This is a genomic window from Pseudomonas kermanshahensis, assembly GCF_014269205.2.
In the GTDB taxonomy this organism is placed as follows: domain Bacteria; phylum Pseudomonadota; class Gammaproteobacteria; order Pseudomonadales; family Pseudomonadaceae; genus Aquipseudomonas; species Aquipseudomonas kermanshahensis.
Genome location: NZ_JABWRY020000001.1, coordinates 3,233,915 through 3,250,234, shown reverse-complemented (window position 1 = coordinate 3,250,234; position 16,320 = coordinate 3,233,915). Strand labels below are relative to the sequence as shown.

At 62.0% G+C, this 16,320-nt stretch carries 18 protein-coding genes and 2 pseudogenes; 13 read left to right on the top strand and 7 right to left on the bottom strand.

The genetic code is table 11. The features are described from left to right. Window positions 1-177 precede the first annotated feature (177 nt). Window positions 178-333: pseudogene (locus HU764_RS14805) on the top strand (NrsF family protein); the annotation flags it as partial. A gap of 165 nt (window positions 334-498) precedes the next feature. On the opposite strand, the gene HU764_RS14800 reads toward HU764_RS14805, so the two are convergent. From HU764_RS14800 to HU764_RS14785, 4 genes and pseudogenes are all read right to left on the bottom strand, one after another. Next, window positions 499-990: a DUF1543 domain-containing protein gene (locus HU764_RS14800; protein WP_186683073.1), complete on the bottom strand. Its 492-nt coding sequence runs from the start codon at window positions 988-990 to the stop codon at window positions 499-501. A 190-nt stretch (window positions 991-1,180) separates the two neighbouring features. Further along, entirely contained in the window at window positions 1,181-1,990 is an 810-nt protein-coding gene (locus HU764_RS14795; protein WP_186704122.1) for a helix-turn-helix domain-containing protein, read from the bottom strand. A gap of 1 nt (window position 1,991) precedes the next feature. Further along, window positions 1,992-2,237: a hypothetical protein gene (locus tag HU764_RS14790; protein WP_186704121.1), complete on the bottom strand. Its 246-nt coding sequence runs from the start codon at window positions 2,235-2,237 to the stop codon at window positions 1,992-1,994. Window positions 2,238-2,408: 171 nt separating this feature from the next. Then, window positions 2,409-2,561, bottom strand: a pseudogene (locus HU764_RS14785) (alcohol dehydrogenase catalytic domain-containing protein); the annotation flags it as partial. A 237-nt stretch (window positions 2,562-2,798) separates the two neighbouring features. Here HU764_RS14785 and HU764_RS14780 point away from each other — a divergent pair. Further along, the gene (locus tag HU764_RS14780) at window positions 2,799-3,725 is read left to right on the top strand and encodes a universal stress protein (RefSeq protein ID WP_186683067.1); all 927 of its coding nucleotides are present in this window, start codon (window positions 2,799-2,801) and stop codon (window positions 3,723-3,725) included. 27 nt (window positions 3,726-3,752) lie between these two features. Here the strand turns inward: HU764_RS14780 and HU764_RS14775 are convergent, their stop codons facing one another. Next, a complete protein-coding gene (locus HU764_RS14775) occupies window positions 3,753-4,295 on the bottom strand; it encodes a GNAT family N-acetyltransferase (protein ID WP_225935658.1) in 543 nt (180 codons plus the stop codon). A 187-nt stretch (window positions 4,296-4,482) separates the two neighbouring features. Between HU764_RS14775 and HU764_RS14770 the strand changes: the two genes are divergently transcribed. From HU764_RS14770 to HU764_RS14760, 3 genes are read left to right on the top strand one after another with little or no spacing between them, the layout of a single operon-like run. Beyond that, on the top strand, window positions 4,483-5,409 hold the full coding sequence (locus HU764_RS14770) for a universal stress protein (RefSeq protein ID WP_186683063.1): 927 nt from the start codon (window positions 4,483-4,485) through the stop codon (window positions 5,407-5,409). Then, window positions 5,400-6,767, top strand: coding sequence for an MBL fold metallo-hydrolase RNA specificity domain-containing protein (locus HU764_RS14765; RefSeq protein WP_186683061.1), 1,368 nt, complete (start codon window positions 5,400-5,402; stop codon window positions 6,765-6,767). The genes HU764_RS14770 and HU764_RS14765 overlap by 10 nt, the downstream gene beginning before the upstream one ends. A gap of 18 nt (window positions 6,768-6,785) precedes the next feature. Then, window positions 6,786-7,469 carry a hypothetical protein gene (locus HU764_RS14760; RefSeq protein WP_225935657.1) on the top strand — a complete coding sequence of 228 codons (684 nt, stop codon included), beginning with the start codon at window positions 6,786-6,788 and terminating at the stop codon, window positions 7,467-7,469. A gap of 247 nt (window positions 7,470-7,716) precedes the next feature. Here HU764_RS14760 and HU764_RS14755 read toward each other — a convergent pair whose 3' ends face one another. Continuing rightward, window positions 7,717-8,142, bottom strand: a complete 426-nt coding sequence (locus HU764_RS14755; RefSeq protein ID WP_186683059.1) for a potassium channel family protein — start codon at window positions 8,140-8,142, stop codon at window positions 7,717-7,719. Continuing rightward, window positions 8,130-8,267, bottom strand: coding sequence for a hypothetical protein (locus tag HU764_RS14750; RefSeq protein ID WP_420876192.1), 138 nt, complete (start codon window positions 8,265-8,267; stop codon window positions 8,130-8,132). The genes HU764_RS14755 and HU764_RS14750 overlap by 13 nt, the downstream gene beginning before the upstream one ends. A gap of 224 nt (window positions 8,268-8,491) precedes the next feature. Here HU764_RS14750 and HU764_RS14745 point away from each other — a divergent pair, with 224 nt between their 5' ends. The 8 genes from HU764_RS14745 (at window position 8,492) to HU764_RS14710 (ending at window position 16,180) form a co-directional block, all read left to right on the top strand. Further along, entirely contained in the window at window positions 8,492-9,169 is a 678-nt protein-coding gene (locus HU764_RS14745; RefSeq protein WP_186704119.1) for a thermostable hemolysin, read from the top strand. Then, window positions 9,159-10,622, top strand: a complete 1,464-nt coding sequence (locus tag HU764_RS14740; RefSeq protein ID WP_186704118.1) for an AMP-binding protein — start codon at window positions 9,159-9,161, stop codon at window positions 10,620-10,622. The genes HU764_RS14745 and HU764_RS14740 overlap by 11 nt, the downstream gene beginning before the upstream one ends. Window positions 10,623-10,630: 8 nt before the next feature. Beyond that, window positions 10,631-11,320 carry an iron-containing redox enzyme family protein gene (locus HU764_RS14735; RefSeq protein WP_186683053.1) on the top strand — a complete coding sequence of 230 codons (690 nt, stop codon included), beginning with the start codon at window positions 10,631-10,633 and terminating at the stop codon, window positions 11,318-11,320. Beyond that, entirely contained in the window at window positions 11,307-12,113 is an 807-nt protein-coding gene (locus tag HU764_RS14730) for an SDR family oxidoreductase (protein ID WP_186683051.1), read from the top strand. The genes HU764_RS14735 and HU764_RS14730 overlap by 14 nt, the downstream gene beginning before the upstream one ends. Further along, window positions 12,110-12,751: a tetratricopeptide repeat protein gene (locus tag HU764_RS14725; RefSeq protein ID WP_186704117.1), complete on the top strand. Its 642-nt coding sequence runs from the start codon at window positions 12,110-12,112 to the stop codon at window positions 12,749-12,751. The genes HU764_RS14730 and HU764_RS14725 overlap by 4 nt, the downstream gene beginning before the upstream one ends. Window positions 12,752-12,753: 2 nt before the next feature. Then, entirely contained in the window at window positions 12,754-13,416 is a 663-nt protein-coding gene (locus tag HU764_RS14720; RefSeq protein ID WP_186704116.1) for a response regulator, read from the top strand. Then, on the top strand, window positions 13,413-14,777 hold the full coding sequence (locus tag HU764_RS14715) for a sensor histidine kinase (protein ID WP_027596430.1): 1,365 nt from the start codon (window positions 13,413-13,415) through the stop codon (window positions 14,775-14,777). Before HU764_RS14720 ends, HU764_RS14715 begins: the two co-directional genes overlap by 4 nt. A gap of 215 nt (window positions 14,778-14,992) precedes the next feature. After that, window positions 14,993-16,180 (top strand): porin, encoded by a 1,188-nt coding sequence (locus tag HU764_RS14710; protein WP_186704115.1) that lies wholly within the window; start codon window positions 14,993-14,995, stop codon window positions 16,178-16,180. Window positions 16,181-16,320 lie beyond the last annotated feature (140 nt).

Genomic DNA, 16,320 nt, shown 5'->3' with positions numbered 1-16,320 from the left:
CAGGTCGCTGAAGTCCAGGTCGGGCTGGCGTTGCTGGGCGCATTGCGACGCGGTTTCCAGCGTATGGCCTGCCGCGCAGGCATCGAGAAAGGCGCAACCCCCGGCTTCCAGCGGCTGATAGCTGACGCCGTCGAGGCCGCCGCAGAGCAGCACGCCTTCGGCCACCCACGGTGTGGCGCCGCAGGGCTGCTAGCCGGTTCGACTGCAACCTTGGCGTATTGCCTGCACTGCCCGGAAATGCAGGTGCCGTTCTGGGGGGCTTGGTACCTGTTGGGCATGCTGGTCCCCACGTTGGTGGGGGCGTTGGCGGGGCCCCGGTTGTTGCGCTGGTGAGAACAGGCGAAAACGCTAAAACCCGCGCGAATGTGTTAACAAATCGGCGGTTCTTCGCGAAAACGATAACGGTCAAAACAATCAAAGAGACTATGTGATCCCCCTGTTGCGAGATTTAGTCGTGTGTCATCTGCAGGGAACGTACAGGCGTTGATGACCTGTCACTCAAATCAGAATGTAATCGCTCCGTTGCACAATGCCGTAATGCTCCCCCTCAACCAGGTGCACATAGCGCCCTTCCAGCAGGTCAATCGGTAAGCAATCGTCGACATCGAGCACCGCGTCGGTATGGGGCTTCAACCAACCCGCCGCCATACGCTGCTTACCCAGTTGCTTGGCTGCGGCTTTGTCCGGAGCAGCCACCAGTAAGTAGCGATGCGCTTCGCCAAACACCTGCCGCTCATAGCCCCCCAGGTTCAGGAAGAACAGGCGCAGGGCCCCTGGCTGGGGCGCAGCCTGGCTGAATTCGATGCGGTAACCCTCCACCCCATGCACTTCCAGCCAGGAGTCGATGTGCAACCCTTTGGGGCTGCCGAACCAGGCGTTGCGCAAGAGGGGGTAGGTTTGCTCCAGCGAGTCGGCCTGGGCAAATACCACATCGTGAACTTCAATGCTGGCGCGAGGATGGCGTCCGCCGAGCATGACAACGTAGAGCATGGATGAGCCTGCGATAACTGAAATCGTCCTATTGTGCTGTTTTTGCGCCGCAGGTGTGCAGCTGATTGCGATCTCACGCTCAATTCAGGCCACAGCCTGCCCCGCTCAAGACTTGCGCTGAACGCATTCTGCTGCCCTCCGGGGCCCGGCAGCAGGTCGATGCCCAATGCCACCGGACCGTGAGCGCGTGTCACTGCATCGCGCAGGGCGCACTTGGGTGCGCCTCGCGGCACCCTTGTTCAATCGCCATCAGCGCAGGCAAGTCGAGGATCTCGACAAGCCGCCCGCGCATCGTAACAATACCCTGCGCGCGCAAGCGGGCGACCGACCGGCAGACGGTTTCCAGGCGCAAGCCCAGGTATGACGCCATGTCCTCGCGGGACATACGCAGCATGAAGCCATGGGCGGAATAGCCGCGGTTGTAGAAGCGTCTGGACAACCCCAGCAGAAAACTCGCCAAGCGCTCTTCGGCCGTAAGGTTGCACAGCATCAGCACGCGCTCATGCTCGCGCACGATTTCTCGGCTCATCAGGCGATTGAGGCTTTGCTGAAGCATGGGCACGTCACGGGCCAAGGCTTGCAGGCGGCGATAGGGTACGGGGCAGACTTCGCTGTCTTCCAGAGCAACGGCGTCGCACACATGGTGTTCGGTGGCGATGGCATCAAGCCCCATCACCTCACCTGGCATCCAGAAGTTGATCACCACGCCTTGGCCTTCGGCATTGTTCAGGCTGGTCTTGAAACTGCCGCAGCGCACCGCATACAGCGTTGTCAGCGGGTCGTTGGCGTTGAACAGCGCCGCCCCCTTGCGGATGCGAAGGCGAGGGCCGATCAAAGCGCCCAGGCAATCGTGATCTTGCGCGGGTAGGCCGGTCGGCAAGCACAAACCGTTGACGCGGCACTCTTCGCACAGCGTCGAGAGGGGTTTGAGGTGGATGGGCGTTGCCCGTCGCATCGGCGCAGGTTGATCAAGTGCTTTGACATCGATTAGCCCGGACATGTCAAGCTTCCCTGGCGCATCGGCGCTCTGCGTTGTCGGGGCTGCCAAGCGGTGTATCCCCCTCAGTCAAGCCCGCACGAGGTTGCCAGCCAGCAATCATGTTCAGCGGGTGCGGTGCGTTCAGCCGGGTAGATAGCCGTTGCACGAACTCTTCAGCTTCACGCGGGCTAGTGAAACTCACCCGCCAGTCATCCATGTGAACCCACCAGTGATGCTGTTCGGGGATTTCCTCGACATAGACGTTCATTGGAACCTCCAGAGCCTGTCAGACAAAGGACTGCCTATCGATGCAAAGCGAAGGCTTCCTGCCTGCAACGGCGGACGTCAGGGGGTGATGGCCACCTTCATCACGCCGTCGCGCTGATGGGCGAATAACTCATAAGCGGCCTCGATGTCATCGAGACTAAAACGGTGGGTAACCAACAGGCTCGTGGCCCACGGTCAAGCCTTTGGCTACCGGGTATTCGCCGCGCAGGATATGCACGTCGGTGCCACACAGGGTGGTGGTGGTAATACGCACCAGCGCGTCCAGCGGGTCGATGTCCGGCACTGGTTTGTCCTCCAGTACGATACGATTCTTCTCGACAAAAACCTGCTCTCATGAGGGTCATCGCACGCCTCCGGGCAATACTGATGATTGTTGGCTAGGGGTAGCGTGCGCGCAAAAAGCCTCGAAGCATTGATCTGGGTCAAATGCCTAGCGTGCAGCGCTGGCCGTTGGTCAGGGCATTGAAGTTGATAAACATCAAGCCCGTTGCGTGACGTTGGCAGATGATCGAGTGGCCCATCAATAATGTAGAGGTGTGCCATGTCCAACCCGCAAAGACTTCTCTTCATCGCCTCGCCCTTGATGCGCCGGACACCGATCTACGACCGGGCTGCAGCGCTGGCTAAAGCCAAGGGGATGGCCTTGCACATTGTCGCTTTCGACTACCTCGAAGGCCTGGCCACCGCGGGCTTGGTCAATGAGCAGGCGCTGGCGGTCATGCGCGAGGGGTATGTGCAGCAACACCGTGAATGGCTCGAAACCCAAGCGGTGCCGATGCGCCGCAATGGCGTCACCGTGACCACCGAAGTGGTGTGGGTCCAGCACCCGCTAGACGAGATCCTGATACACCTGCGCGAACAGCCCTTTGCCATGCTGATCAAGGCGTTCGAGCATGAGCCTTGGTGGATGCGCGCGATGTTCACCTCACTGGACATCCAGTTGCTGCGCGAAACCCGGATCCCGCTGCACCTTGTGCACAAGGCCAGCAATGCCCTGCCGAGGCGGATATTGGCGGCAGTCGACCTGTCTCGGCCGGAGGACCAGTTCGAGGGGTTCAATGACCAGATCATCAGCGAAGCGCTAAAGCTCGCGCTGCAGTGCAATGCCAGGATCGACTTGCTGTATGCCTATGACCTCGGTTCAATGTACCTGGATGCCGGCGGCAGCCGGGAGCATTCATTCCTGTTCGATTCCAACCAGGCGCGCACGCTGCATGAAGCTCAGAGCGATGCCTTCCAGGTGCTCGCCGAGCGCAATGGTATCGCGGTTGAGCAACGACACCTGCGGGTTGGGGATCCGGCCAAGGTTTTGGGGCTGTTCATGCAGAACAACGACATCGATGTTCTGGTAATGGGCAGTTATCACCACCATGGTATCGGCTGGTTCATCGGCAGTACTGCCGAGCGGATGCTCTACCGGTTGACCAGCAGCGTGCTGGTGATTTCTCCGGAGCATTCGCAAGGTTGAATACAAGGCCCGAAAGGGCCTTGTTCTTTACGATTGCAGGTCCAGTTCGTGAAGAATCTCGCTGACATCGCCTGCCAAGTAGCGTGCCCCAAATCCTAACGCCTTGGACAGCCGGTGCATCGCGTAATTGTTCGCCAGGTCGCGGGAGATCATGCACTGAAAGCCATTGCGTCGGGCTGCCTCGATCAAGTGTTGCAACAGTAACTTGCCGAGGCCCTTGCGTTGCCAATCTTCACTGACCGCCAGCGCGCATTCGCAATTACGGCTGCCGGGGATGGCGGCATAACGGCTGACACCCACCTGACACAGGCGTCCATTTACATGGGCAAGTGCGACGTAAGCCATGCATTGGTGGTAGTCGACCTGCATCAACTGCTCATCGAGATTGGGCAAGCCAGCGCTGAGCCCGGCAATGAACCGGAAGCGTCGCGATTCATAAGCCAGGGTGTTCAGGAAGCGCTTGTCCCGCTCATGGTCCTCGTCGCGCAGGGGGCGGATCAGTACCGGCGTGCCGTCTGCCAGTTTTTCGACCCAGTGTTCGCTTGCGTCTGTGTAGGGGGGTGGCTGCATGTTCATAGTGCCTCCAGATCACGCCACCGCTGGCGTCTGAGAAGGTTGTAGCGTGAACGGCCCGCCAGGGTCTGACTTGGGTCAATTTTGCGCGCAGGTGACGAATTTCTGATCTGTATCAAACAGCGCAGGCCGTAACTTCCGATGCTCGCAACATCGCCACCACCGCGTCTATCGGGAGGTTTCCATGGGTCAGTATCGACAGTTACTGGTGTTGCTTCGCGAAATCGACCCGCATTCAGCTGCGTTGCGCAGGGCTCTGGCCCTTGCCCATGTCAGCAGTGCCAGCGTGCATGTGCTGGGCCTGTTCGAACCCACCGAGACGCATTTGCTGCGCGAAGAACGGCTGAACGAAGCCGATGTCCAGCGCCAATTCAGCCGCTACCGAGAGCAGCTCGAACAGCTGATGGCACGGCACGCCAACGGTGATCTTGCGCTGACGTTCGATAGCCTGAGCGCAGAGGATATTCGCAGTCAGGCCATCGACTACATTGCCGAGCTGCAACCAGACATGGTGATCAAGGACAGCGAGGCCACGCCGCCCCTGGCACGCCTGTTCGCTACGCCACTGGACTTCGCGCTGATGCGTGGTGTTAAAGGCATAGCGCACTTTGTGCCGACCGCAGCCCCGTCATTGCCCCGACGGATACTGGTCGCCGTGGACACCGCCTGGGACGACGAGACGGGTACCCAGGAGCTGTTCAATCGCGGGCTGATCCAGGCTGCGCAAGCGTTGGCACTGCAGTGTGACGGTCAACTGCACCTGTTGTGCGCCTACAACCTGGCGGGTGTCTTCACCTCGGATATGAACGTCACGCAAGCATGGATCGATGAAATGCGTACGGCATTGCAAGCCCCCTTCGACGCGCTGGCCGATGCCGAAGGCGTGCCCACCGATCGCCGTCACTTCATGGAGGGCGGGCCTGTCACGGTCCTTCGCGAGCAGGTGGCCGCACTCGACATCGACGTGGTGGTGATGGGGGTGGTGCAGCCCAAAGGGCTCGACAAACTGCTGGGCGACACCACTGAGCGCATCGTCGGTAAACCACCGTGCAGTGTCTTGACCGTTCATCCGCAGGTGATCGATACGTGGGAGCCGCAGCCATGCAACTGACGTTCCTGGGCGGCACCAGCACGGTTACTGGCAGCAAGTTCCTGCTGGCTCATGGCTCAACCCGCGTGTTGATCGATTGCGGGCTTTTTCAAGGCTACAAACAACTGCGTCTGCGCAACTGGGAACCGCTGCCCGTGGCCTTGCGCTCGCTGGATGCAGTGGTGCTGACCCACGCTCATCTGGACCATAGTGGTTACCTGCCCGTGTTGGTCCGTGAAGGCTTCCATGGCCCGATCTATGCTACCCCGGCCACCTGTGCCTTGGCCGAGATCCTCCTGCTCGACAGTGCTCGGTTGCAGGAAGAGCAGGCTGAACACGCCAATCGCCATGGATACTCCAAGCACTCGCCGGCGCGGCCCCTGTATACCGAGCAGGATGCAAAGCAGGTGCTGAAGCTGTTTCATCCGGTCACGCTGCACCAGCACCTGGACATTGCGCAAGGCGTGACGCTTCTGCTGCGTACGGCAGGGCATATCCTGGGCGCAGCGACCGTGCAACTGACAGTCAATGGGCAAACCTTGGTGTGCTCTGGCGACCTGGGGCGGCCACAGGATCCGATCATGCGCGCGCCCGAACTGATCAGGACCGCTGACGTACTGCTGGTAGAATCCACCTACGGAGACCGTGTCCACCCACGGGAATCGACTGAGCAATACCTGGCCAATGTCATCAACCAGACGCTCCTGCGCCACGGCATCACCTTGGTCCCGTCGTTCGCCGTGGGGCGTGCCCAGTTGTTGATGTATTACCTGTACACGCTCAAGCGCGAGGGGTTGATCCCCGACATCCCGGTCTATCTCAACAGCCCGATGGCCATGGATGCCACCGCCCTTTACCAGCAGTTCAGGAGCGAACACCGTTTGAGCCGCGACGAATGTGCCGCCGTATTCCGCGGCACGCGCTTCGTGCGCACGGTCGATGAGTCCCGGCGTTTGGACCAACTCCGCGAACCGGCCGTGATCATCGCCGCCAGCGGCATGGCGACCGGCGGTCGTGTGCTGCATCATCTCAAGGCGTTGGCACCCAATCCGCGCAACAGCGTCCTGTTTTCGGGCTTCCAGGCCGGCGGTACACGAGGCGCCGATATCGTCGCGGGCGCACGCACTGTGCGCTTGCAAGGCGAGGACATACCTATTCGGGCGCAGGTGTATGCCATGGACAACCTGTCGGCCCATGCCGACGCGGATGAAATCATGGAGTGGCTGCGCGGCTTCACCCGGCCACCACGGCAGACCTATGTGATTCACGGTGAGCCGCACGCAGCGGACACCTTGCGGCGCCGGATCAGCGTCGAGCTTGGCTGGCAGGTGGCCGTGCCCGAACACCAGGAAACCGTTGCCATAGACGCTGTGTGCTAACAAGCACGGGAGGCTTTCATGGACATGCAAGCCAGGGCCAGGCTCAGGGCCTGGATGAAGCGCCCTCGGGGCAGTTTTGGTTGGCTCGTGGCACTTGCCACGTGGGTCGTGGCGGCATCGGCCTACCAGGCGCTTGGCCCAACGTGGCGCCTGCCCATGCGCGATCCGAGCATGCTGCTGGCGTTGCTGCTGCTCAGCGCAGCCGCCGGATGGGCTGTACAGCGGGGCGTCAGGCGCACAGTCGGCAAGACCATCTTCAGCGACCAGGCCACAGGCTGGCAGGTCCGGCTCGCGTTCATCCGGTCGGTTGCCCAGGAATCGAACGTGCTACTTGGGATGTTACTTGTAATGGCGCTGCTGGGTGTTGCCACGCTGTGGTTGGCAGGTCGATCGGTGGAGCGGATCGTGAGTGGCTGCCAGGCCAATCTGCAGGCACAGGTCGATGTGCCCGAAACCGTGCCTTTGGCCGCACTGGTGGGCAAGCCGATCTGCGGTTGCTTGGCGCAAACCTTTCTTGATCGCAATGGAGTGGTCCGCCTGGCACTGTTCAACACCCCCCTGATGGAAGTCAGCTCGTTCAAGCAGTTGACCCCGGCCGATGAGCGACGCTGCCTTGAGCAAATGGACATGCTGCCTGATGAGGCCCCGCGCGGGCCGTCAACCCTTACGCCTCAAGAACCAGAGGGCGATTCTGTTCGATGATTGCTTGGCAACCGAGCCACGAGCTGCGGGCGTAAGCTATCGGGTGTTGTAGTGCTGCGTTTAATTCAGGACAGGGCAATGCGATGAATGACCTGCGCTGCATCGTCTGGGTCCCGGGTCGTGGTGCTGCCAGCTACCAAGGACAGTAACGGCGCACTCCATCGGTCCCCACCATGAATCCTCGCGAAGACCTGCCAGAAGTGGCTCGATGGCTCTGGACAGCGCCTCCAGAGGCCTGAAAAAGTCGCTACTTGGCCTTCCAGTATTTCTGCATCTCCAAAAACAGGAACGACGCGGTCCAGGTGATCAATACCAGGCCCGTGAGCGCCTGCAAGCCTGTCAGGTACTTGAGGTTGCCGCTGGGGGCGATGTCGCCGAAGCCGATGGTGGTATAGGTGGTGAACGAGAAGTACACGCAGTCCATGAATGTGCCGTCGAAGTTGCCGGTCAATGTTCCCCAGCCTTTAGCATTGGCCATCAGGTAATACGCCAGGGCAAAGCACCAGACTTCCAGCGCATGTGCCACCAGTGCTCCAAATACGCCGACGACGATCCGGAACCGGCTCCACAGCTTCAATCGGGGCAGCCAATCGTTCAGGCGCAGCAAGCATTCGTAGTGGATGACGACCACCAGCACCACTACCAGAGTATTGATCAATGTTACCCAGAGCATTGCTCTCCGTCCTCATAGTCGCGTCCTTCATGGGCAGCCAAGGTCCAGCACAGCCGTTGCGCTAGGCCATTGGCATAGGCTTGGCTGCCAGGCAGGGCGAACAGCAGCGGATGGGGAATATTCATGACTTTCGCTCCACGCCCATTTCCACCAGCAGGCCAGGGGCCGCTACCTTTTCTGTAGTTGAGTGTTGCACATGAACTGGCAGTGCTCCTGCCAGCCGTATCGGCCCCGCAGCGGGGGCCTCCTTGCGCGTGCTAGGGATCTTTTGTCAATTATTGGCTGACTTCAGATTCCTTTCAGATTGGCCCCTGATACTGCCGCCATCGGATCCTACGGGGGGCGTTTCATGACCCAGCCACACTGGAGCAACCTGCTCCCACTGCGCGTCGGCAGCCACGCCGACCACCATGCCCAACTGTCTCTGCACCTGGAGCCTGATGCAGGGCGTCGTGACCTTGAGCACTTCATTCACCAGTGTTTTCAGAGCGTGCATCACGCCGATGTGCACCATTACCTGCCTGAACTCCTGGCGTTGCATGACAGCCATGGGCGGATGATTGCCGCCGCAGGCATGCGCCCGGCCAGCAGTGGTGCGCTGTTTCTCGAGCGATACCTGGACGAGCCATTGGAGGCGTCGGTTTCCCGCGTGGCCGGCTACCCGCTAGCGCGGGAGAGCATGGTCGAGGTGGGCAACCTGGCCTCGCTGAGCGCTGGCAGTGCACGCATCATGATCATTGCCGTGACCTGGCTGCTGGCCACGCGCGGTTTGCAATGGGTGGCATTCACGGGGGCGGCCACGCTGATCAACAGCTTCCAGCGCCTGGGGCTGATGCCTACGGTGCTGGCTGCGGCCGACCCTGAGCGGTTGGGCGAGCAGATGGACCATTGGGGAACCTATTACGACCAGCATCCGCAGGTGTTCGCCGGCAACATCGGGCTCGGTTTCGAGGCGCTGAGCAAGGCTGGCGTGTTTGAGCGCCTGGGTCTGCCATCGATCATCGAGGAGACCGGCCATGCCGCATGAGCTGCAGTACTTCCGTCAGTTGCTGTTCAAGTATGCAAGTGAACAGGAGCGGGCCGTAGCCGTGCAAGGTGTAGCAGGGCGCTTCACCTTCCGGCAACTGCTGGCTGAAGTCGAAGCACGGGCCCATACCTTGCGTGCGCAATCGGGAGGCCCCTTGGTATTGGCCCTGGATAACGGCCCCGAACTGCTGTTCTGGGACTTGGCGGCGTTGTTTGCCGAGCGCCCTTGCGTGATCGTCCCTGGGTTCTTCAGTACTGCACAATTCAGGCATTGTATCGGGCAAAGCGGCGCCAGCCATGTGCTGTGCGAGGCGCAGTGGATAGATACGCTCGCCGAGTTGGGGTTTGTCCAGCAGGACGCGTTTTGGGCCCGGCCTGTTGGTGGGGAGGTGGCGCTGCCCAGCGGTACCGCCAAGATCACCTACACCTCTGGCAGCACGGGCCAGCCCAAAGGCGTTTGCCTGGGTGCCGATGCCATGCTGCGCGTGGCCCGGGAACTTGAAGCCGCCAGCCGGCCGAGCGCCCCCCAGCGCTATCTGGCGGTGCTGCCGTTTGGCGTGCTGCTGGAAAACCTTGGTGTGTACGCCGCGCTGATCGCAGGGGCATGCGTGCAACTCTATCCCCAGGTGCAATTGGGCATGGGGGGCGCGAGCCAGGTCGACTTCAAGCGCTTGCTGAGTGCCATTGCGTTGAGTGGCGCCCAAAGCTTGATTCTGGTGCCGCAGCTGTTAATGGGGCTGATTACCGCCATTGAGCGCAGCGTCATGCAGGTGGGGCCGCTGCGCTTCGTCGCCGTCGGGGGCGCGCGGGTTTCGCCCAGCCTGCTGGCAAGGGCCGAAGCGATCGGCTTACCGGTGTTCGAGGGCTATGGCCTGTCCGAATGCGCTTCGGTGGTGGCGTTGAACCGCCCCGGCGCCCAGCGCCTCGGCAGTGTCGGCAAGCCACTGCCCCATGTGCAGGTGCGCATCGCCGACGACGGTGAGGTGCTGGTGGCAGGTTCGCTCCTGCTCGGCTACCTGGGCGAAGCCCCTGTGTCCACGCCATGGTGGGCCACCGGTGACCTCGGCTATGTCGATCAGGACGGCTACCTGTACCTGAACGGGCGCAAGAAGCACCAGTTCATCACCAGTTTCGGGCGCAACGTCAACCCGGAGTGGGTGGAGGCCGAACTGACCCAAAGTGGCGTCATCGCCCAGGCGTTCGTGCACGGCGAGGGCATGCCGCGCAATGTGGCACTGCTCTGGCCACTGGATCCCAGTACCCCTGATGCCACGATCGAACAGGCCGTGCAGCACAGCAATGCGTCACTGCCTGACTACGCCCGGGTTCATGCCTGGCGACGCTTACCCAGCCCCCTCAGCTGCGCTGATGGCACCCTGACCGCCAATGGCCGCCCACGGCGCGAGGCCATTTTGCAGCACTACCAAGGCTTGTTATCCGACATCCCATTGTGAGGTTCGCCATGTCCTTTTTCGACACGCTGCAATTGCAAACCACCGACGAGCGCCAGGCACTGTTCAGTGTGCCGGTGATCCGTGAAGCCTTGGCCGGCCAGGTCAGCCTGGACAGCTACGTCGCCTTCCTGACCCAGGCGTATCACCATGTGCGTCACACCGTGCCACTGATGATGGCGTGCGGCGCACGCTTGCCATCACGCCTGGAGTGGCTGCGCGGCGCCGTGTGCGAGTACATCGAGGAGGAGTACGGCCACGAGCAGTGGATTCTCAACGATATCGATGCCTGTGGGGGTAACTGGGAAGCGGTGCGTGACGGCCGACCGGCAATGGCGATCGAATTGATGGTCGCCTACCTCTACGACCTGATCGCCCGCGGCAACCCGGTCGGGTTGTTTGGCATGGTCAACGTACTTGAAGGCACCAGCATTGCCTTGGCAACTCATGCCGCTGGCAGCATCCAGCGTACCCTGGCGCTGCCGGACAAGGCGTTCAGCTACCTCAGTTCTCACGGTGCGCTGGACCAGGACCATATGGTGACCTACAAGCGCCTGATGGACCGCCTGGACACTGCTGACGATCAGCAGGCGGTGGTCCACGCCGCCAGGGTGGTGTACCGCCTGTACACCGAGATGTTCCAGGGGTTGCCGCGTGGCAGCCAACTGGGCCAGCAAGAGGTGCACCATGCGCTTGTCTGAATCCGTGGTAGTGCTGACCGGCGCCAGCGGCGGCATTGGCCTGCAATTGGCCGAGCAGTTGTGCGCAGCCGGTGCCCGGGTACTGGCGGTGAGCCGGCAGATGGGCAAGCTCGCCAGCCTGATGAACCACTACCCTGACAGGCTGCGCTGGCAGTCGGCCGACTTGCGTACCCCTGACGGCCGTGAGCAGGTGCTCGCCCGTGCCCGGGACATGGGCGGTGTCAACGTGCTGATCAACGCTGCCGGCGTCAATCGCTTTGCCTTGCTCGACCAACTCGACGAGCAGGCCCTCGACGAACTGCTGGACATCAACATCAAGGCGGCCTTGCAGCTCACGCGTGTCTGCCTGCCACTACTGCGTGCGCAACCCAAGGCGCTGGTGGTCAATGTCGGCTCGACCTACGGTTCTATCGGCTACCCGGGTTATGCCACTTACTGCGCCAGCAAGTTTGCCCTGCGTGGGTTCTCCGAGGCGCTGCGCCGCGAACTGGCCGATACCTCGGTGAACGTGCTGTACGCGGCCCCCAGGGCGACGCGCACGGCGATGAACAGCAGTGCAGCCACGGCGCTCAACGAAGCGCTGAAGGTCGGCATGGACGACCCCGCCGACGTGGCCCGCGCCGTCCTGCAGGCGGTTCAGTCCGAACGCAGCGAGCTCTACCTCGGCTGGCCAGAAAAGCTCTTCGTACGCATCAACGGCATGCTGCCCGGCGTGGTGGACCGCGCTCTGCGCAAGCAACTGCCGGTTATTCGTCGCTACATCGGTAGCCATTCCAAGGAGTCGCTCAAATGAAACGTCTGTTCGTTGTCGGGCTGCTGGCCTTCACACCCCTGACCTGGGCGCTGGACCAGGCGGGCACGCAGCAGTTGGCCGCGCTGCAGCAACGCTGGGCGCAGATCCAGTATCAGACGCCCAAGGACAAGCGCGCCGATGCCTTCGAAAAACTGTCGAGCGACGCCTCGGCCTTGGTCCACCAGCACCCAGGGTCGGCCGAACCCTTGATCTGGGACGGCATCATCAACAGCAGTTGGGCCGGAGCCATCGGCGGCCTCGGTGCGCTGGGCAAGGTCAAGGCCGCCAAGGCGAGCCTGGAGCAGGCGATTGAAATGGAGCCCACCGCCTTGCAAGGGTCCGCTTACACCAGCCTGGGGACCTTGTACGACCAGGTACCCGGCTGGCCCATCGGCTTCGGCGACAGTGACAAGGCTGATGCCTTGCTGCGCAAGGCGCTGCAGATCAACCCCAACGGTATCGACAGCAATTACTTCTGGGCCGATCATCTTTACCGGCAAAAACGCTATGCCGAAGCCACCGCGGCCCTTCAGAAAGCGCGGCAGGCCCCGCCTCGGCCAGGGCGTGAACTGGCCGACCAGGGCCGGCGTGGCGATATCGATGCTTTACTCAAAGCCATCAAGGACAAACAGGACTGAACATGCGGCTGCTGCTGGTTGAGGACGACACCGCACTGGGCGAGGGGATTTGCGACGGCTTGCGCCAAGAGGGCTACACCCTCGATTGGTTGCGCGATGGCGTGAGCGGGCTGCATGCCCTGCAGCACGAGGCATTTGACCTGGCCATCCTCGACCTGGGCCTGCCGCGCTTGGACGGCATCGAGTTGCTGCGCCGGCTCAGGGCGGGGGGCGACAGCCTGCCGGTGTTGGTGCTCACCGCCCGTGATGCCACCGATGACCGCGTCGTCGGGCTGGATGCTGGCGCCGACGACTACCTGGTCAAGCCGTTCGACCTCAACGAACTCAAGGCCCGCCTGCGCGCGCTGCTCAGGCGCAGCGCCGGGCGGGCCAAGGTGCTCATCGAGCACGCCGGAGTGACCCTTGACCCCAGCACTCAGCAGGTCCACTACAACGGCCTGCCCGTGGTCTTGACGCCCAAGGAGTACCGGTTGCTGCACGAGTTGCTGGCGCAGCCGGGCAAGGTGTTCACCCGTGAGCGCCTGACCCAGTTGCTGTACGGCTGGGACGAGGAACCGGAGAGCAATACCCTGGAGGTGAACATCTACCAACTGCGCAAAAAACTGTTCAACGGCCTGATCCGCACCGTTCGCGGCATCGGCTATCTGGTCGAGGGCAAGGTATGAGCTCACTGCGTCAACGCACGCTGTGGCGGGTGATGGTGCTGATGTTGCTCGGTACAGGGCTGCTGGCGCTGTACAACTACCATGACAGCCGGCGCGAGATCAACGAGGTCTACGATGCCCACCTGGCGCAGAATGCACGGCTGCTACAGGGGGTGATGAGCTTGCCGGTGCAGGAGGGCAACCGCGAGCAACTGTATCGCGCGTTCAACGAGGCACTGAGCAAGGCCGGGCGCCACCGGGTTGGGCACCCTTATGAAAGCAAACTGGCGTTCCAGGTCTGGGGGGACGGGGCAGGGCTGCTGGTGCACACGCCCAGTGCACCGACACTCGACCCACCGCCCACGGCGCCGGGTTTTTATGATTTTTCCAGTGAGGGCGAGCAATGGCGCGGTTTCGTTCTGCCAGTGCCGGAAAAGCACTGGATGATCTGGGTGGGCGAGCGCGATGATGTGCGCTTCGACCTGATCGACCGCATCGTGCGCCATACGTTGTTCCCGTTCCTGTTGGGCAGCCTGGGCTTGGCGTTGTTGGTCTGGGCTGCCATTGGCTGGGGCCTGCGCCCGTTGCAGAACATGGCCAATGTCATTCGCGCACGGCATGCCGACTCGCTCGAACCCCTGCAACTGGTGCCGCTGCCGTCGGAGCTGGAACCCATGCAGGCCGCCATCAACCGCCTGTTGGCGCACATCGAGGACCTGCTGCGCCGTGAGCACCGGTTCATTGCCGATGCGGCCCATGAAATGCGCACGCCGCTGGCCATCCTCCGCCTGCATGCGCAGAACGCCCAGGCCGCCAATACCGATGCCGAGCGGCAGAAAGCCTTGGGCTACCTGATTGGCGGCGTCGACCGCCTGACCCGGGTGGTCAACCAGTTGCTGACCCTGGCCCGGGTCGAACCGCGCCTCGGTCAGCGTGCCACCACCGAGGTCGATCTGGGCGAGGTCGTCACCGATATCCTGGCAGAGCTCACCCCCTGGATACTGGACCGCGGCCTTGAGCCATCGCTGGAGATTGGCGAGGGTGATCTTCACCTGGCGATCGATGCCGGCGCGTTGGGTATCGCATTGCAGAACTTGGTCTCCAACGCGGTCGAGCACTCGCCACCCGGCGGGCGTATCACGGTTTCACTCAAGCGCTTGGGCAGTCGTTTCGAGCTGACTGTCGACGACGATGGGCCGGGCATCGACAAGGCCAGCCTCACCCGTGTGTTCGAGCGTTTCTACAGCCGCAACAGCCCGAATGGGGCAGGGCTCGGGCTCTCGATCGTGGCCACCATCATCGAGCGGATGGGCGGGCAGGTACGCCTGGACAATCGCGCCAACGGCGGGTTGGCCGCAACGTTGTCACTGCCCTTGCGGTGAGCGGGCGCTTCAGCCTGGGGTATTGATCCTTCGCTGATCATCAGGCGTACACCCTTGGTGTTGCCTCCTGGTCTAAGCCGGTCTCGGGCCTTAATCATCGCGCCACGCGCGCCGGCCCAAAGCAGCCTGCAACCCCCTCCAAGGCAGCGTACCGAGCGGTGTGCCTGCTTCTGATAATCGCCTCCAACACCGAGCCCACGTTTTTGGAGCGCGTCATGCACAACAACAATAAGAAACTATCGCCTCGTATCCTGACGGCTGTCATCGCCAGCCTTTCGACCCTGGGCCTGAGCGGCGTCGCCGAGGCCGAGATCATGCTGTACGACAAGGACCAGACCACGTTTTCCACCGACGGCTACATCAATGCCTTTTACGTCAACAGTGATGTCGACCGGGCGGGCGATCAATTCGACCGCCGCCAGTCACGGGTGAAGATGGGTTTTTTGCCCAACTACCTGGGCTTCAACATGGGTAAACAGGTGGATGACCTGAAGCTCGGGGCGCGTGCCTCGTTCTGGGTGACCATCAACGACAGCGAAACCAACGGCACCGACACCGCCATCGACGTGCGTCAGTTCTACGGCACCGTGGCCAACCCCGAGTGGGGCGAGGTGCTGATCGGCAAGGACTTCGGGTTGTTTGCGCGTTCCAACATTCTGCTGGACGAGCTGCTTGCCGGTTACGGCCAGGTCAGTGACAGCCTGGGGCTGGTGGACGGCGGCGGGGTATCGTTCGGCAACATCGGCAGCGGTTACCCGTACCCGTTCCCCACCTCGCAGATCACCTACCGCACACCGGTGATGGATGGCCTGCGCGTGGCGGTGGGCATCATGGACCCGGTGGACACCAACGACAGTAGCCCGACCGGCAAGGCTTATCAGGAAAACCCCCGCACCGAGAGCGAGATCACCTACCAGTTCGACCTGGCCGGCGCCAAGATCTACAGCTGGATCAATGGCAGCTACCAGACCTCGGACAACACCGACTCGACGGTCAAGTCGATCACCTCCAAAGGTGTCGGCTATGGCGTGCAGGCGAAGATGGGCGGGCTGTCGCTCACCGGCTCCGGCTTCCAGGCCAAGGGTATCAACCCGTTCTTCACCAACAACGCCGGCGAGCCGACCCTGCGCAATGTCGACAGCGACGGCTACCTGCTGCAAGGGTCGTACAAAGTTGGCAAAAACCGCCTGGCGTTGTCCTACGGCAAGACCAAGGACGATGGCAACGGGGTGGTGGGCAGTGGCGCGGATTACGAGACGCGGGGTGTGGCGCTGTTTCATGACGTGAACGACAACCTCACGTTGGTGGCCGAGTACAACCAGTTTTCCATTGATGGGCATGACACCAGCGATCAGAACGAAGACACCGATACCCTTGCATTGGGGGCGGTGCTGACCTGGTAGCGTTTTGGAGGGCGAGGTGTTTGCCTCGGCATTTTCTGCGCCCATGAGATCGAGCGCCGCCCGCGCGGCGCTCGATCTGCGCCCCACCACCCCCCCCAAGGCAGGCCCCTACAACCAACCCATACTCCCATGGAACCGCC

Coding starts and splice junctions, on each gene's coding strand:
- HU764_RS14800 (WP_186683073.1), bottom strand. CDS start 990: ATGCTCTACGTTGTCATGCTCGGCGGACGCCATCCTCGCGCCAGCATT.
- HU764_RS14795 (WP_186704122.1), bottom strand. CDS start 1,990: ATGTCCGGGCTAATCGATGTCAAAGCACTTGATCAACCTGCGCCGATG.
- HU764_RS14790 (WP_186704121.1), bottom strand. CDS start 2,237: ATGAACGTCTATGTCGAGGAAATCCCCGAACAGCATCACTGGTGGGTT.
- HU764_RS14780 (WP_186683067.1), top strand. CDS start 2,799: ATGTCCAACCCGCAAAGACTTCTCTTCATCGCCTCGCCCTTGATGCGC.
- HU764_RS14775 (WP_225935658.1), bottom strand. CDS start 4,295: ATGCAGCCACCCCCCTACACAGACGCAAGCGAACACTGGGTCGAAAAA.
- HU764_RS14770 (WP_186683063.1), top strand. CDS start 4,483: ATGGGTCAGTATCGACAGTTACTGGTGTTGCTTCGCGAAATCGACCCG.
- HU764_RS14765 (WP_186683061.1), top strand. CDS start 5,400: ATGCAACTGACGTTCCTGGGCGGCACCAGCACGGTTACTGGCAGCAAG.
- HU764_RS14760 (WP_225935657.1), top strand. CDS start 6,786: ATGGACATGCAAGCCAGGGCCAGGCTCAGGGCCTGGATGAAGCGCCCT.
- HU764_RS14755 (WP_186683059.1), bottom strand. CDS start 8,142: ATGCTCTGGGTAACATTGATCAATACTCTGGTAGTGGTGCTGGTGGTC.
- HU764_RS14750 (WP_420876192.1), bottom strand. CDS start 8,267: ATGAATATTCCCCATCCGCTGCTGTTCGCCCTGCCTGGCAGCCAAGCC.
- HU764_RS14745 (WP_186704119.1), top strand. CDS start 8,492: ATGACCCAGCCACACTGGAGCAACCTGCTCCCACTGCGCGTCGGCAGC.
- HU764_RS14740 (WP_186704118.1), top strand. CDS start 9,159: ATGCCGCATGAGCTGCAGTACTTCCGTCAGTTGCTGTTCAAGTATGCA.
- HU764_RS14735 (WP_186683053.1), top strand. CDS start 10,631: ATGTCCTTTTTCGACACGCTGCAATTGCAAACCACCGACGAGCGCCAG.
- HU764_RS14730 (WP_186683051.1), top strand. CDS start 11,307: ATGCGCTTGTCTGAATCCGTGGTAGTGCTGACCGGCGCCAGCGGCGGC.
- HU764_RS14725 (WP_186704117.1), top strand. CDS start 12,110: ATGAAACGTCTGTTCGTTGTCGGGCTGCTGGCCTTCACACCCCTGACC.
- HU764_RS14720 (WP_186704116.1), top strand. CDS start 12,754: ATGCGGCTGCTGCTGGTTGAGGACGACACCGCACTGGGCGAGGGGATT.
- HU764_RS14715 (WP_027596430.1), top strand. CDS start 13,413: ATGAGCTCACTGCGTCAACGCACGCTGTGGCGGGTGATGGTGCTGATG.
- HU764_RS14710 (WP_186704115.1), top strand. CDS start 14,993: ATGCACAACAACAATAAGAAACTATCGCCTCGTATCCTGACGGCTGTC.